This is a genomic window from Paraburkholderia aromaticivorans (assembly GCF_002278075.1).
In the GTDB taxonomy this organism is placed as follows: Bacteria; Pseudomonadota; Gammaproteobacteria; order Burkholderiales; family Burkholderiaceae; genus Paraburkholderia; species Paraburkholderia aromaticivorans.
In genome coordinates this window covers 3,481,040-3,495,381 of record NZ_CP022989.1, presented here as the reverse complement: position 1 = coordinate 3,495,381, position 14,342 = coordinate 3,481,040, and the positions used below count along the sequence as shown (strand labels likewise).

Here is a 14,342-nt window from a genome sequence, read left to right as displayed (position 1 = left end):
TACATCTATTGAACTATTAATCCAATAGTTTTTAACTATTTTCTCGGAGAGTTACTGTTCGCCGCGGCAGCTGCCAACCGGGCGGATGAACCTGCGCGGCTCAGATGCCCTTGGCGAGCGGAAACTCAATGGTGACTTCGAGCCCCGGCCCCGGCGTGCGGTTGCGCAAGCGCAGCGCGCCGCGATAACGGCCCACGAGGCGCTGGACGATAGCCATGCCAAGGCCCGTGCCGTTCGCCTGGGTGCGAGCCGAATTCACACGATAGAACGGCCGTGTGACAAGCGCCAGTTGGTCCTCGGGAATGCCGGGCCCTTCGTCCACCACCGACAGTTCGACCCGCGAGTGCGACACCCGCGTTTCGAGAATCACGTGCGGAATGCCGTCGCCGTCGCTCAAACCATACTTGCGCGCGTTTTCCAGCAAATTGCCGACCACGCGCCGCATGTCGGTTTCGTCGGCCTCGATCACCGCCGACGGTGCGAGTCGCGTGATCAAACGCATGCTGTCTTCGCTCTGCATGCGCGCCGCCAGTTCTCCTGCGATCACGGAAAGGTCGACGGGTTCCGGCACACGTTGCACCGGCCGCGCGTAATCGAGGAAGCGGCCGATGATCATGTCCATCTGCTCGATGTCGTCGACCATTGCGTCTTTGGTGGCCTGGTCCGACGGGCTCATTTCCGTTTCGAGCCGCAGCCGCGCGAGCGGGGTGCGCAGATCGTGCGAAATCCCCGCGAGCATCAGCGCGCGGTCGGCCTCGAGTTGTTCGAGGTCCTGCACCATCTGGTTGAAACTGCGGTTGGTTTCCGCGGCCACACCCATGCCGCGCTCGGGCAGCGGCTCGGGCGACTGCCCCGAGCCGACTTTGCGAGCGGCCATGGCGAGCCGCGCGAACGGCCGGTTCACGAGACTCGTGATGAAGGCCGCGCCGAACAGCGAGAGCGCGAGCGCGAACACCCCCCAGCCGGCCCATTGCAAACCGGTGGCGTTGTCGAGTTGATCACGGTCGAGCGCGACCCAGTAGTCGTCGTCGTCGATCTTGAAGCTGATCCAGACGCCGGGGATGTCGTTGACGCTTTGCGCGATCACCGTGTCGTCACCGAGGCGGCCGCGAATGTCGTGTTCGATCAGCCGGTTCAGCGACTCGTCGGGCTGCAGTTTGTACTTGTCGGTGGTTTCGCGCGGGTACACGCGCACCCCTTCATTGCTCTCCAGATCCTGCAGCAGTGCGCGCCGCAGGTCGGGATCGGAATAGAGGAGTGCGGTGCGCGTGAGCTTGACGATGGCGACGAGCTGCAACGCCACGCGCTGCGCGCGCGGCTCGCGTTCGATCACCCGGAAGCTCTGGAACCACGCGGCGAGACTCACTGCGATCAACAGCGCGATCAGCAGAAAGGTCCGCCAGAAAAGGCCACCGAATGCGAGCGTCAGGAGGCGCCGGTCGATCCGCATGGGCCCTTCTTATCTGAAATCAAAAACTGGAGGCGAGAACAAACTCAGGCTGCGCCGTCGGGGATGAACACGTAACCCAGACCCCAGACCGTCTGGATGAAACGCGGGCTGCCCGGGTCGGGTTCGATCAGCTTGCGCAGACGCGAAATCTGCACGTCGAGACTGCGGTCGAACACTTCGTACTCACGGCCGCGCGCAAGCTCCATGAGTTTTTCACGCGACAGCGGCTGGCGCGGATGACGCGCGAACACCTTGAGCACCGAGAACTCGCCCGTGGTCAGCGGAATTTCCTGGCCGGCCTTGGTGAGCGTACGGGTGGCGAGATTCAAGGCGAACTCGCCGAACTCGAACACTTCGGTGGTTTCGGACGGCGCGCCCGGCAACTCCGAAGGCGACTGGCGGCGCAACACCGCGTGGATGCGGGCAACCAGCTCGCGCGGATTGAACGGCTTGGGCAGATAGTCGTCGGCGCCCATTTCGAGGCCGACAATACGATCGACGTCTTCACCCTTGGCCGTAAGCATGATGATCGGCGTGCGGTCGTTGCTGCCGCGCAGGCGGCGGCAGATCGACAGACCGTCTTCGCCGGGCAGCATCAGATCGAGCACCAGCAGATCGAAGCGCTCGCGCACCCAGAGCTTGTTCATGGAAGGGGCGTTCTCAGCGACATAGACATTGAAGCCCTGTTCACCGAGGTAGCGGCGCAGTAGATCGCGCAGGCGCGGATCGTCGTCGACGACGAGAATTTTCGAAGGGTTTTTGGTTTCCATGGTCGGCATCTTAGCGCGATTAGAAAGTGGTGCGCGTTTGCATCGTTTTCGGGGTTACAGTCAGTTACAAAATTTACCCGCAGTGTGGCACGACGTAAAGCGGGGGCAGGTAGACTCCTTTACTGAATGCGGCTGTTCGGTGGATACTTCACTCGAATAAAACTCTCGTACCCGGCCCGTTACCGGGGTTTGTATACGCATTTGAGGTAGCCGGTTGCCGCGCCACGAAGGGAACAACATGAAGGGAGGGGTTTGGCCGAATGTGCGCCTCAGCGTTATTGCACTGGCGGTTGCCGGTACGCTTGCAGGCTCACTGGGACCAACGCTCGCCCATGCCCAGCCTTCCGCCGACAGAGCTGCGAGCGAGCATGCGCCCAGGTCGGGCAAAGCAAATCGCCGCGAACCCGCCGCCGAACGTCCCGCGTCAGATACGATCTTGCGCACCGCAGTTCCCCCCGATCTCGATCAACGCCGTCGTGACGGTCATATGACGCCCGACGAACGGCGTCTGTTACGGCAGCACATCGAAGATGCTGTCCGAGAACTCTATAAGCGGTAGCTATTTTCGTGCCTGCCTGTCGGCACGCGCCTCGCGGTTCATTCGCGCATCCTGCCCGCGTGAAAGAATGCGTTGCACTTCCCAAGTCAACTTCCCACTCCGTCTGCCGTTGAATCGTCAAGCGAAGCGCTCGGTGCAGGCATTGCGCGCACCAACGCCTTTTCCCTGACGTTCCGTCAATCCGGATGATCGATGATGAGATTGCTCACGCGCGGTCATTGCCGCCGCAGGTTTGCCGCATCGGCCATTGCCTTGGCGGTTTCGGCAAGCGTTCTGCCGGCCGGCGCCGCCCAGTCAGGCGCACTGCATGTCCGGCACAGCGGTCATCATGTGCCAATGGACAGCGAGAGCGCCGGTGCCGGCAGTGAACAAAACATGCTTGATGCCGATGATGCGCGCTTCTTCCTGACACGCGTCGGCTTCGCGCCGGATAGCGCCGAGCTCGCTCAATACGTCGGACTCACTCGGGAGCAGGCCGTCGACAAAGTGCTCGCGAGCGCAGGCACCGAGGCGGTCACGCCGCTGCCCGACTGGGTCCTCGAACCGATCCCGACACGCGAGACGCGCAACGCGTGGACCGATGATCAGCGTCGCGACGCGCAGCGATTGCGCGCGCTGCGTTACGAATTATTGCGCGCGTGGTGGGTGCGCGAAATGCTGGTCACGCCGTCGCCGCTCACCGAGCGCATGACGCTGTTCTGGCATAACCATTTCACGTCGGGGCAGGACAAGGTGCCGTATCCGCAGCAGATGGCGCTGCAGAACATGGTGTTGCGCCGGAATGCGCTCGGTCATTTCGGCGAGTTGCTGCACGACGTCGCGAAAGATCCGGCGATGCTGCAATACCTCGACGGCGCGAGCAATCGCAAGGGCAAGCCGAACGAAAATTTCGCGCGCGAGGTGATGGAACTGTTTACGCTCGGCGAGGGGCGTTACTCGCAGCGCGACGTATCGGAGGCCGCGCGTGCCTACACCGGGTGGAGTCTGGACCCGGACACGCAGGCCTTCGTATGGCGCGCCAACCAGCACGACGACGGCGAGAAGACCGTGCTTGGCGAGACCGGGCGATTCGACGGCGATCAGGTGCTCGACATTCTGCTCGCGCGGGCGGACACCGCCACCTTCGTGACCACGAAACTATGGCGCGAGTTCATCTCGGATACGCCGGAGCCGTCGAGCCTCGCACCGATCGCGGCGCGATTCCGCGCGAGCCACTACGATATCAAGGTCGCGTTGCGCGGCATGTTCCTGAGCGACGCGTTCTGGGACGACGACAAGCGCGGCGTCCTCGTGAAGTCGCCCGTGGAGTTCGTGGTCGGCACGCTGCGTGCGTTCGACATCGGCTACGGAAGTACCGCGCCGTTCGCGTTGCAAATCCGCGCGTTCGGCGAGAACCTGTTCTATCCGCCGAACGTCAAAGGATGGCCGGGCGGCACGACATGGATCAACAGCTCCACGCTGCTCGCGCGCAAGCAATTCGTCGAGCAGCTGTTCCGTGCGACCGAGGCAGCCGGCCCGCCGCCCACGACGCTGCCGGCGCGCGCGAGGAGCGCGGCAAGCAATGCGTTGCCCGGCATGCCGACAGGCGCGCCGCTGCAACGCGCGATGGCGCATGCCGCCCAGAGCCAGCGCGGCTACGGCGGTCGAAGCGGGCAAGGCGAGCAAGGCGGCCAGGGCGGCGTGCGCTTCGACATCGGCACATGGCTCGCGCGTTACAACACCGCGCCGACGGCGAGGCCGGGATTGTCGGCCGAGTTGCAGTTGCAGCATGCGGTCTTGCCGCTGCCGCCGGTGGACGCGATCGAAACCGATTCGACCGCGGGCGCCTATCTGGAAGCGTTGTTGATGGACCCCGCTTATCAATTGAAGTGAGGAAGTGACCCACCCAAATAAGCACGAGCCAGACGCTTGAAATGAACCTGGCTGTCAACGGCCACACGACTCGCGCCGTGCCAATCGAACGAGGTGCAGAATGAAACGACGCAGCTTTCTCTCGATGTGCGCGGCCTCGAGCGCCACGCTCTGGCTGCCCCGTGCATTCGGCGGCGCGCAGGCGGCGGCGCCGGGCGCATCCACGGCACGCGGCTACGACAACCTGCTGATCCTCGTCGAATTGAAAGGCGGCAACGACGGTTTGAATACCGTGATTCCGTTTGCGGACCCCGCGTACTATCAGTTGCGCGGGAACATCGGCATCAAACGCGAGCAGGCGATTCAACTCGACGAGCGCACCGCGTTGCATCCGTCTTTGCAGCCGCTCATGCCGCTGTGGCGCGCCCAGCAACTGGCGATCGTGCAGGGCGTGAGCTATGCGCAACCGAACCTGTCACACTTCCGTTCAATCGAGATCTGGGATACGGCGTCGCGCTCCGACCAGTATTTGCGCGAAGGATGGCTCACGCGCGCGTTTGCGCAGGCGCCGGTGCCCGCCGGTTTCGCCGCCGACGGCGTGGTGATCGGCAGCGCGGAAATGGGCCCGCTCGCGAACGGCGCGCGCGCGATCGCGCTGGTCAACCCGGCGCAATTCGTGGCGGCTTCCCGGCTTGCCACGCCGGTATCGCTGCACGAGCGCAATCCCGAACTGGCGCATATTCTCGACGTCGAAAACGACATTGTGAGAGCGGCCGGCCGGCTGCGTCCCGCGCAAGGCCAGCCTCAGTTGAAAACCGTGTTTCCGGGCGGCGCATTCGGCAGCTCGATCAAAACGGCAATGCAGGTGCTCGCGGCCGGTGACACCCCGAAAAACGGCCACGGCGTCGCGGTAATCCGCCTGACGCTGAACGGTTTCGACACGCATCAGAATCAGCCGGCCCAGCAAGCGGTGCTGCTCAAGCAGCTCGCGGAAGGTTTGGCGTCGATGAAGTCGGCGCTCGTCGAACTCGGCCGTTGGGACGATACTTTGGTGATGACCTATGCCGAGTTCGGCCGGCGCCCGCGTGAGAACCAGAGCAACGGCACCGATCACGGCACCGTGGCGCCGCATTTCGTCATGGGCGCACGCGTGCGGGGCGGTCTTTACGGCGTGCCGCCGGCGCTGGCGCGGCTCGACGGGAACGGCAACTTGCCGGTCGGCGTCGATTTCCGGCAGCTTTACGCCACGGTGCTCGGGCCGTGGTGGGGGCTCGACGCGCCGGCCATTCTGCAGCAGCGGTTCGAACCGCTGCCGTTGCTACGCGTTTGACTGCGCCGGCGGCAACGCGTTTGCGAAGCCTTTGGCGACCTACTCCTTTGGCGACGTGTTTATCGGCGGCTTTCACGCGCCTTCTTCAACAACGCCTTTGACAAAGCGCTGAGCGGATCTGGCGCCAGACGGCCGCGCCACCCGGTCACTTTGCGCGCCACGCGATCCAAAGCTTGCGAATCGGCGTCAACGCGATGCGTTGATGCAGAACGTGATAGCCGTCGCGTTCGATTTCATCCAGCAGCGCCGACGCCAGCGCGGCCTGCGCGACCAGCGTGCGCTGCGTGCGGCGCTCGCTCGCGGGCACGGCGCCGAGCGCGTTCTGCAATGCGTCGCGGGCGCGCTTGGTCTCGAAGCGCATCAGTTCGGTGAACGCCTCGGTGTATTTCCGATTGATCAGATCCGCGGCGGTGACATTGAAGCGCTGCATTTCGTCGATCGGAATATAGATGCGGCCGTGACGCGCATCGTGGCCGGTTTCGACCACGAATTGCGCAAGCATCAGCGCTTCGCCGAGCGGCGCGGACCACGTCGACGCCTGTGCCGAATCTTTCGCCGTGGCGCGCGCGACCAGCGACGCGAAAGTGCCGCCCACCCCTTGCACGTAGCGCCGCAGATTCGGGTAGTCGAGGTAACGGGCCTGGTCGAGGTCCATTTCGAAACCGGCGAGCAAGGTCTGCAACGCCGGATACTCGGCCTTCACATCGGGCAGGTATGCCGCCAGCGCCTTGGACACCGGATGCGACGGCGAGTCCGAAGCCAGCGCGGCGATTTCGTTTTGCCACCACGCGAGTTTCGTACGGCCGATGGCCGGATCGCTGAGTTCCTTGACCGTTTCCTCGAATTCGCGCCGCAGCGCGAACAGCGCGGTCAACAGCGGCTGACTGGCTGCGGGCGCCCGCCGAAGCGCATAGTAGGTGCTCGATCCGGGCGGCGCCGCTTTCTGCTGGCAATATTCTTCGAAATTCACTGGATTGGGAATGTGGCGGAAGGGCAAGCGAACAGGGAGCACGTCATGCGTGCATCGGGCCGAAAATTGTAGCATCGGCGCCGCCTCGACAGATGCCGGGCAAATGCAGACAAGCGCGAATCAATCGGTTAGAATCTCGCGCTTACGCTTTCGGGCGCGTGTTTCCGGCGCGACTGACAGCATGCAGGACAACGGGCAGGCGCCTCGCGCCATGTCCGGCCGCGAAGGTCGCGAAATCGGCAGACGCACCGGGTTCAGGTTCTGTTGCTCCGTACAGCGGGAGCAGGTCCGAAACGCCCGGGAATCCTTGTACAATAAGGGTCTTTGCCGCGTCTCGCAGAGGTCGGCGGGTCGCGGAGGTCTGTATCGCACGCCATATCGCAGCGGTCCTGCCTGCTAGGTATAAATATTCGCGTGAGTGGCGAAATTGGTAGACGCACCAGGTTTAGGTCCTGACGGGAGCAATCTCGTGCCGGTTCGAGTCCGGCCTCACGCACCATAAAGAAGCACCATAAAGAAGGCCATGTACCGTCAAAGGTACGTGGCCTTTTTTGCTTTTGCCCGCCCCGCCCACTTCGCTGAAGCGGAGCACAGCGCACAGCGCACAGCGCACAGCGCACAGCGCACAGCGCACAGCGCACAGCGCTGAAGGTTTGCCAATCCGCCTCTCTGATTCAACACCCGCCACAACGCAGCGTTGTGCGGCGTTTGCGACGGTCATTGAGCGTCGGAAGCCGGTTTGGCTTTCTTTTCATTCTGGGTGTCCGCGTCATGGTGGGTGTCTTTTTTGGCATCGCGAGCCTTCTGGTGGGCTTTGCGCTGGGTGTCCTGCATCTGTCTGGTTCCCGCGGCACCAGTCTGAGCCAATGCCGCAGGCGCCGGCAGGAACGCCAGGGCGACGTAGGCAACGAATGCGAGAGCGGGTCCACGGCGTCCGTTCATGTTGGTCTCCAGAAGTGAAATGAGTGTCGATAGTTCTGCAGGCAAGACCGGGTGACGCGTGCGTTCATAACAACGGGTCGCCGTCGACTACACGAACTACGTCATAACCTCGCCGCGCCCCCAATTCGAATGGTCTCGCGCGCGATTTGCGGCACGGGCATCGTCGCCCGCCAGCCAGGTCCATGGCGTGAGATGACGGTATCGCCCGCTTGCTGTCGCTAGAATCGATTGCGCTGGCTCGGATCGAATTGCGGATCGGGTGATCTCTGCGTTTGTCGCAGAACGCCCTGATCGTCGAAGTAGAAGTGGTAGATCAGATGGTCGATGTTGTTCTCCAAATACCGGTAGGACCACACTTCTCTGCTCGTCCGCTTGAAGTAGGAGGTTTCGAAAGGGCGGCCGAAGTTGACCAGCACGTCGTCCCGGGTCCACTTTCCTACCTCCGCACGATGGAACTCATTGTCCTGAAGGACTTGCCGGACACTGAGTACTTTGCCGGAAGCGTCGATGTCCGCTGCCGTTGTCGTCGTTCCCATGGGTTGGGTCGGCCACATCAGCCGCTTGCCGCCGTTCGGCAGATCGTACGTTTCCTTGGGGGGACCCAGGCGTGCAACGAGTACGGACTGGTCCGCGCCAGCCTCCACCTGCTGATGCGGTGCGGTGCAACCCGCGAGCATCAACGCCGCGGTACCCACGATCAGGAATGCAAGTCGGTTAAGCATGGAAGTGCTCCACGACAGGTGAGCGCGCCTCGCAGTCCCGCTCGGATGGAGCGTTGCGCCCCGGCTCGACGAGCGGAGGCAGGTGTGCGCTGCTGTCAGATGTATTCGTTACATTCGAAACGACGAAGTGGCGATGGCCTCCTCGACCAGTGAATCGTCAGCGCAAGGAGAGGTTGTTCGCGCAAGCTTCATTGCCCAACGAATATTGAATACGGTACAAGGCGATCCTAGGCGCCCAGGAACATCTCAAGAATAGTTATCCTGATTAGATGGCTTTATCGACTGCGCCGCTACACTCCGCCGTTTCCGGGCTCGGTGCTTCGAACTCGCGCAGCCTTCCACGTGAATCAGCGTTGCCGTCATTGGTTCTGACCGGTGATAACCGGCCGTTGCGGTCTACCTTGAAGGTGAAGCCGCGCCAGCGGACCCGGCTCGACAGGAAACTCGCCACGAAGATCGAAAATGACACGATATCCCAGAGCGGCAACAGCCACAGGTCACGATGTGGTTGCCGCAACGCCCGGTCCGACAGAACCTTCAACGTCTGCCGCGCGAGCAGCGCCAGCGCCGCAAGCAGCCACGCCCATACGGCGCCGCCGGAGAACAGCACCGCCAACAGGGCGAACGCGAACGGATGAGTCAGCGCCGAGCCTAGATGACCGAGCGGATCGATTGTCCGGATGGTCCGGCTCCAGCGCAATTCATGCGTAATCAGCTTGGCAGCGCTGGTTTCGACGCATGCGTGCGACACCGTGAACGGCGCAATCGCGACCTTCTCGCCGATCATGCGCACCGCTTCGCCGATCGCATGGTCCTCGGCCAGGTGATGCACGAACCCGGCAAAGCCGCCGATCTTCTCGAGCGTTTCGCGCCGCATTGCAATCGTCTGCCCAAAGCACGGACGCGCCATACCGAGCGCAAGCCCCGTCACGACGCTCGGGAGGAACTGGTAATTGGTCGCCATCGCCGACAGGCGCGGCCAGAAACCCGGATCGGGCAGTCCGCGATAGGCGCACGTGACAAGTCCCACGCCTGGCTTCTGCAACTCGCCGATCACATGGCGCAGATAGCCGCTGCCCACGCTGACGTCGCTGTCCGCGAACACCAGCACATCGTGCCGTGCCTCGGGCAGCATGTTGAGAATGTTGCTCATCTTGCGGTTGGGGCCATAGAGGCGCGCATCGACCACTACCGTGATATGCGCGTTGGGGTGCAGCAGGCGCAATTGTTCGACTGCCTGCAACGCCGGATCCTCGCCGTCGTGCACGCCGAACAGGAATTGCACCGGGCCTGGATAGTCCTGCTGGCAAGCGCTCGACAGGTTGGTTAGCAAGGTCCGCTCGTCGCCGTGCAACGGTTTGACGATCGTGACGGGCGGAAAGCTGGTGGGCTCCGATGTCGTGCGGGCGAAGAAACGCCCGATCAATGCGCCGGCCAGTAGCGTGTAGACAATCCCCAGCACGACGCACGCGCCGGATAGAAGCGCAAGCCCGATGAGAAACATAGGTACCCCGTGTAGAGACCCTGCGAAGGCGATCAGCCCCATTTGTTGCTCTTGCCGGCTAACCCGAGCACCATCACCTGACGCTCGCGGCGACGTACGCGTTGTCGCGAAGAATATCCGAGGGCCCGCGGGTTCCAACTCGCGCTGCAGTTCGAGTCCCGTCGTGGCGAGCATGCGGATATCAGGTACGAGACACGCGAGAGGCCTCTGAAGATCAACGTGATTGACGAGAATGCAACGAGGCCTGATCTTCCTTGTCAACAACGAAGAAGAGCCTGGCGGTCGAATTCAGTTCCGCGTGAGCGTCCCCTTTCCGTTTGCCTGACACTTCCAATCGAACACCGGACACCTGAATCAGCTACTTAAGTCGTCCACATTCGCAAGCCAGAAACTCACGCATGATGTACAACCAGTATGGCCCGACTGCGCGTTGCCTTCCCTATGGCGCAACGGGAAAACGGGCGGCACTTCCTGCCCATTAGTGTTCGGAAGTATAGGGGGTTTGTCGCTTTTTGCCGATATCTGTTGCGGGTCGATTTGCGCACTGGCTAACAAGAACGTGGCATGACGCTCACGCGCTCACGTCGTTGATTCTGTCTTGCCTTTATAGATCGAAAAAGAGCGGTTTGTGCTGCGAACAGAGGGTGGCGACGAATAGAGAGTGGACTGTGCGGAAATGACTGCGGCGCGGCACTGCGTTGGGAAATATGACAGGAGAGAGGCACTGCGCTACCTATGTTGTTTCCCATGCACAAGTGGTTACCCTAAACCGTCGCGCGCCAACGAGCCAGCTTCTGGAATCGTTGCCGCTATGCGGCGCCTGCCCAATTACGCGTCCCACTCGAGCGTCACGCCGGCACTGCGGACGACCTGCAGAAAAGCAGTCGTATCGCCGACGGCGGAAGTGGCCCGTTCCGCAAGCGCCCATATGCGCGAAGACCTGTCCGCATGCGCCATCATGGTTTCGAGAGCGGCCGAATCGGCGAATCCGAGAGCCGCCGCTGCCCCGAAAGTGGCATCCAGTACACGTCGGGCCGCAGCTCGGGCAGAGGCCGGCGCATCGGGCGCGCGGTACACAAGAAAGCCTGCCATTAGCAGGAATTCCGCCGGACTGATGTGCCGGCCTGCGCCGACAGGCACACCGCGCACGTTGTGTCGACCTTGCGTCATACATCGCCTCCCGCTTGATGAAACAGTGCTTACAACTTGCCGACGGGCAACACAATCTCAAGGGATCCTCAACTAGACTATGCGAGAAAAACCCTTTCTGTCGAGCCGATGATTCGTAGTATTCTTGAACGTCCCTTCGTTCCCCAGTGACAGCCGCAGGCTCCGCTGCGCCATGTCCCTGCCGTTCGGTTCGCACGGGACGACGATGGCCCCGCCTTTTCTGGCTGTCCTCGAATTTCCCTGAAGGGGGGGTGGCGTTAATACCATCGATCGCAGCGACCGGCTCAACGTTGAGTACATGCATCCAGTTCCCGAGCATCGCCGACGCCCGGCGCGCTTGTGCGGGTGATCGATCTCGCGCAGGCAGACAACTTTCTTCGAGAGCATCTATGAAAACACTGTTTTTGCAGGCACCTTCATTCGATGGCTTCGACGGCGGAGCGGGCTCGCGTTTCCAGACGAAACGCGAGATTCGATCGTTCTGGTATCCGACGTGGCTCGCCCAGCCCGCCGCGCTGATCGAGGATAGCCGCGTTCTGGACGCGCAGGCAGATGGCCTGTCTCTGGAGGCGTCGCTGGACATTGCAGAGCAGTGCGACCTCGTCATCATTCATACGAGCACACCTTCGTTCCCGAGCGATGCTCAATTCGCAGAGCACTTAAAGAAGCGCAAGTCCACGATATTGGTCGGCATGGTTGGAGCAAAAGTCGCCGTCGACCCGCACGGTTCGCTTACGGCGTGCAAGGCGATCGACTTCGTGTGTCGCGAAGAATTCGACTTCACGTGCCGCGACGTCGCGCAGGGGCTCCCGTTCGAGTCGATTCTCGGACTGAGCTACCGTCTGCCCGACGGCGCAATCATGCACAACGAAGCCCGGCCTATTCTCGAGAATATGGACGAGTTGCCATTCGTCGCACCCATCTACAAGCGCGACCTCAAGACAGAGAATTACTTTAGCGGCTACCTCAAGCATCCTTATATCTCCATCTACACGGGGCGAGGTTGCAAATCCAGGTGCACCTTCTGCCTATGGCCGCAGACGGTGGGAGGCCATCGCTATCGCACACGGTCCGTCGAGAACGTGCTGGAAGAAGTGAAATGGATCAGGGACAACATGCCCGAAATCAAGGAGATCATGTTTGACGACGATACGTTCACCGATCTGAAACCGAGAGCCGAGGAAATCGCCCGCGGTCTTGGCAAGCTGGGTGTGACGTGGTCGTGCAACGCGAAAGCGAACGTGCCGTATTCCACCCTCAAGGTGATGAGGGAAAACGGTTTGCGGCTCCTCCTCGTCGGCTACGAATCAGGCGACGACCAGATCCTCGTGAACGTCAAAAAGGGGCTGCGAACCGATATGGCGCGCCGCTTCACGGAAGATTGCCACAAGCTCGGCATCAAGATTCACGGCACCTTCATTCTGGGGCTTCCGGGTGAAACGCGCGAGACGATCGAGAAGACGATCCAATACGCGAAAGAGATCAATCCGCACACCATCCAGGTGTCGCTCGCCGCGCCCTATCCGGGTACGAGCCTTCATAAGCAGGCCATCGAAAATGGGTGGCTGCAAGAGAATAAGGTCATCAACCTGGTGAGTTCCACGGGCGTGCAGGTTTCGGCGATCGGCTATCCACACTTGTCGCGCGAAGAGATCTATCACGGCGTGGAGGAGTTCTATAAACGCTTCTACTTCAGGCCGACGAAGATCTGGGAGATCGTCAGCGAAATGCTGGTGAGCTGGGAGATGATGAAACGTCGCCTGCAGGAAGGCGTGGAGTTCTTCAGATTCCTGAGAGCGCGCGAGGCATAAAGTCGCTTGCTTCACACTGGCCCGGTGCTCCGTCCGTGATCATTCGCGTCGCGATCAGAGGCCGGGCATCGCGCGGAGAAGGTGGCGCAATGGAGCTATCGATCGAACCAGCGATACTGTAGTGTCAGCGTGATAGACGTAAAGTCGCCGCCTGCACGAGTCACCAGACCATGCGAAAGCGCGAGTTTGGTAGACCATCCGCGCGCGATCGGCGCGGACACCGTGACGCCGTATCGCACGTTGGCCTGTCGGTCTTGCGCCTCTATGCCGTTGGTCGAGGTCCGACCTCCGCTGACGTATCCGAGGTCGCCGGCGAGCCACAGCCCGGGCCGAAAGGTGTAGCCGCCGTGTATCTGGAAAGTCATCAGCGGGGCCTGAGTGCGCTGCTTACCGTTAAAGAACGCGTTGTTGGCCGTGAAGAACCACACCCCCGCGGAGCCGTCGACGAACCAGTTGCCGAGCGGCTGCGATACCCCGAACTCCGGCTTGAATGCCCATCGGTTGGTTCCGATGTTGACTAGCCGCGAGCCATCGTATTGACCCGTAGGCACGATGATCGTCAAGCTGGTCCCGGCCGCGGTTGCCGGTTCATGCGTGGCAAACGCATCGGGAGGCAATGGCGGATTGCCGAACAGATTGAATGCAAAGCGCAGCCGCATGTCGCCCAGACCGGCACGGTGCACTTCTGTCGGTGAATCGACGACATCTCCGCTGACGTTCCCGCGCGCGAACGGTAGCCCCAGCCCCAACGATGCCGTGTGCCCGAGAAAGCCGAATGTCGTCACATAGGCAAGCGACCACAGATTGAACTGCGCGCGCACGCCCGTGATGGGTAACGACGAATCCGTCAGCACATCGCCAGAGAGATACGACCATGTGCCGACCAGAAAATGCGTGCCGACCGGAGACGGAGAGTAGGTGCGGGGTTCCAGTTCTTGAGCACACGCTACGGCGACCGGAAACAGAAGTCCGACTGCGCTATCGCGGATCAGGGCCCAACGGCATGGACGATGCCTCATAGTCGGCGTGGGCACGCGGCCCTGGGCAACCCGGCTGGCCGCAACGTTCAAGAGGTAGAAAAGGGCACGATGTACCGAGCGTACCGGTTGCCTGATGACAGAGGTATAAGACTTTGGTCCGATTTCATGGGCTGGACGCGGGCCATACCATGAAATGATTTCGAGTCGGCTGGTGCGCCGCGCATGGCGCAAGCGCCGCGAGCCGGATGTGACGGTACGCGAGGCGTGTGCGGGAGCGTGAAAA

11 protein-coding genes and 1 tRNA gene are annotated in these 14,342 nt (G+C 61.9%); 5 read left to right on the top strand and 7 right to left on the bottom strand.

What is annotated here, in order from left to right; genetic code table 11:
- Nucleotides 1-100: 100 nt before the first annotated feature.
- Both CJU94_RS15775 and ompR read right to left on the bottom strand, forming a co-directional pair.
- Complete coding sequence (locus tag CJU94_RS15775) at nucleotides 101-1,450, bottom strand: ATP-binding protein (protein ID WP_095419485.1); 1,350 nt, start codon at nucleotides 1,448-1,450, stop codon at nucleotides 101-103.
- A 44-nt stretch (nucleotides 1,451-1,494) separates the two neighbouring features.
- Complete coding sequence (ompR, locus tag CJU94_RS15770) at nucleotides 1,495-2,229, bottom strand: osmolarity response regulator transcription factor OmpR (protein WP_006048917.1); 735 nt, start codon at nucleotides 2,227-2,229, stop codon at nucleotides 1,495-1,497.
- A 229-nt stretch (nucleotides 2,230-2,458) separates the two neighbouring features.
- Between ompR and CJU94_RS41790 the strand changes: the two genes are divergently transcribed.
- The 3 genes from CJU94_RS41790 to CJU94_RS15755 all read left to right on the top strand — a co-directional run bounded on the left by CJU94_RS41790 (nucleotide 2,459) and on the right by CJU94_RS15755 (nucleotide 5,960).
- Entirely contained in the window at nucleotides 2,459-2,779 is a 321-nt protein-coding gene (locus CJU94_RS41790; protein WP_095419484.1) for a hypothetical protein, read from the top strand.
- Between the two features lie 336 nt (nucleotides 2,780-3,115).
- Entirely contained in the window at nucleotides 3,116-4,651 is a 1,536-nt protein-coding gene (locus CJU94_RS15760; RefSeq protein ID WP_244220971.1) for a DUF1800 domain-containing protein, read from the top strand.
- A gap of 100 nt (nucleotides 4,652-4,751) precedes the next feature.
- Nucleotides 4,752-5,960: a DUF1501 domain-containing protein gene (locus tag CJU94_RS15755; RefSeq protein ID WP_095419482.1), complete on the top strand. Its 1,209-nt coding sequence runs from the start codon at nucleotides 4,752-4,754 to the stop codon at nucleotides 5,958-5,960.
- Between the two features lie 145 nt (nucleotides 5,961-6,105).
- Here the strand turns inward: CJU94_RS15755 and CJU94_RS15750 are convergent, their stop codons facing one another.
- Nucleotides 6,106-6,930, bottom strand: a complete 825-nt coding sequence (locus tag CJU94_RS15750; protein WP_095419481.1) for a squalene/phytoene synthase family protein — start codon at nucleotides 6,928-6,930, stop codon at nucleotides 6,106-6,108.
- 412 nt (nucleotides 6,931-7,342) lie between these two features.
- Here CJU94_RS15750 and CJU94_RS15745 point away from each other — a divergent pair.
- Nucleotides 7,343-7,429, top strand: a tRNA-Leu gene (locus tag CJU94_RS15745).
- A gap of 218 nt (nucleotides 7,430-7,647) precedes the next feature.
- Here CJU94_RS15745 and CJU94_RS15740 read toward each other — a convergent pair.
- From CJU94_RS15740 to hpnI, 3 genes are all read right to left on the bottom strand, one after another.
- The gene (locus tag CJU94_RS15740) at nucleotides 7,648-7,872 is read right to left on the bottom strand and encodes a hypothetical protein (RefSeq protein WP_095419480.1); all 225 of its coding nucleotides are present in this window, start codon (nucleotides 7,870-7,872) and stop codon (nucleotides 7,648-7,650) included.
- 218 nt (nucleotides 7,873-8,090) lie between these two features.
- Nucleotides 8,091-8,594 carry a hypothetical protein gene (locus tag CJU94_RS15735; protein WP_095419479.1) on the bottom strand — a complete coding sequence of 168 codons (504 nt, stop codon included), beginning with the start codon at nucleotides 8,592-8,594 and terminating at the stop codon, nucleotides 8,091-8,093.
- Between the two features lie 265 nt (nucleotides 8,595-8,859).
- Complete coding sequence (gene hpnI, locus CJU94_RS15730; protein WP_095419478.1) at nucleotides 8,860-10,098, bottom strand: bacteriohopanetetrol glucosamine biosynthesis glycosyltransferase HpnI; 1,239 nt, start codon at nucleotides 10,096-10,098, stop codon at nucleotides 8,860-8,862.
- Nucleotides 10,099-11,657: 1,559 nt separating this feature from the next.
- On the opposite strand from hpnI, the gene hpnJ reads away from it, so the two are divergent.
- A complete protein-coding gene (gene hpnJ / locus CJU94_RS15720) occupies nucleotides 11,658-13,079 on the top strand; it encodes a hopanoid biosynthesis associated radical SAM protein HpnJ (RefSeq protein ID WP_095419476.1) in 1,422 nt (473 codons plus the stop codon).
- A gap of 95 nt (nucleotides 13,080-13,174) precedes the next feature.
- Here hpnJ and CJU94_RS15715 read toward each other — a convergent pair whose 3' ends face one another.
- Entirely contained in the window at nucleotides 13,175-14,290 is a 1,116-nt protein-coding gene (locus CJU94_RS15715; RefSeq protein ID WP_341868347.1) for a transporter, read from the bottom strand.
- Nucleotides 14,291-14,342 lie beyond the last annotated feature (52 nt).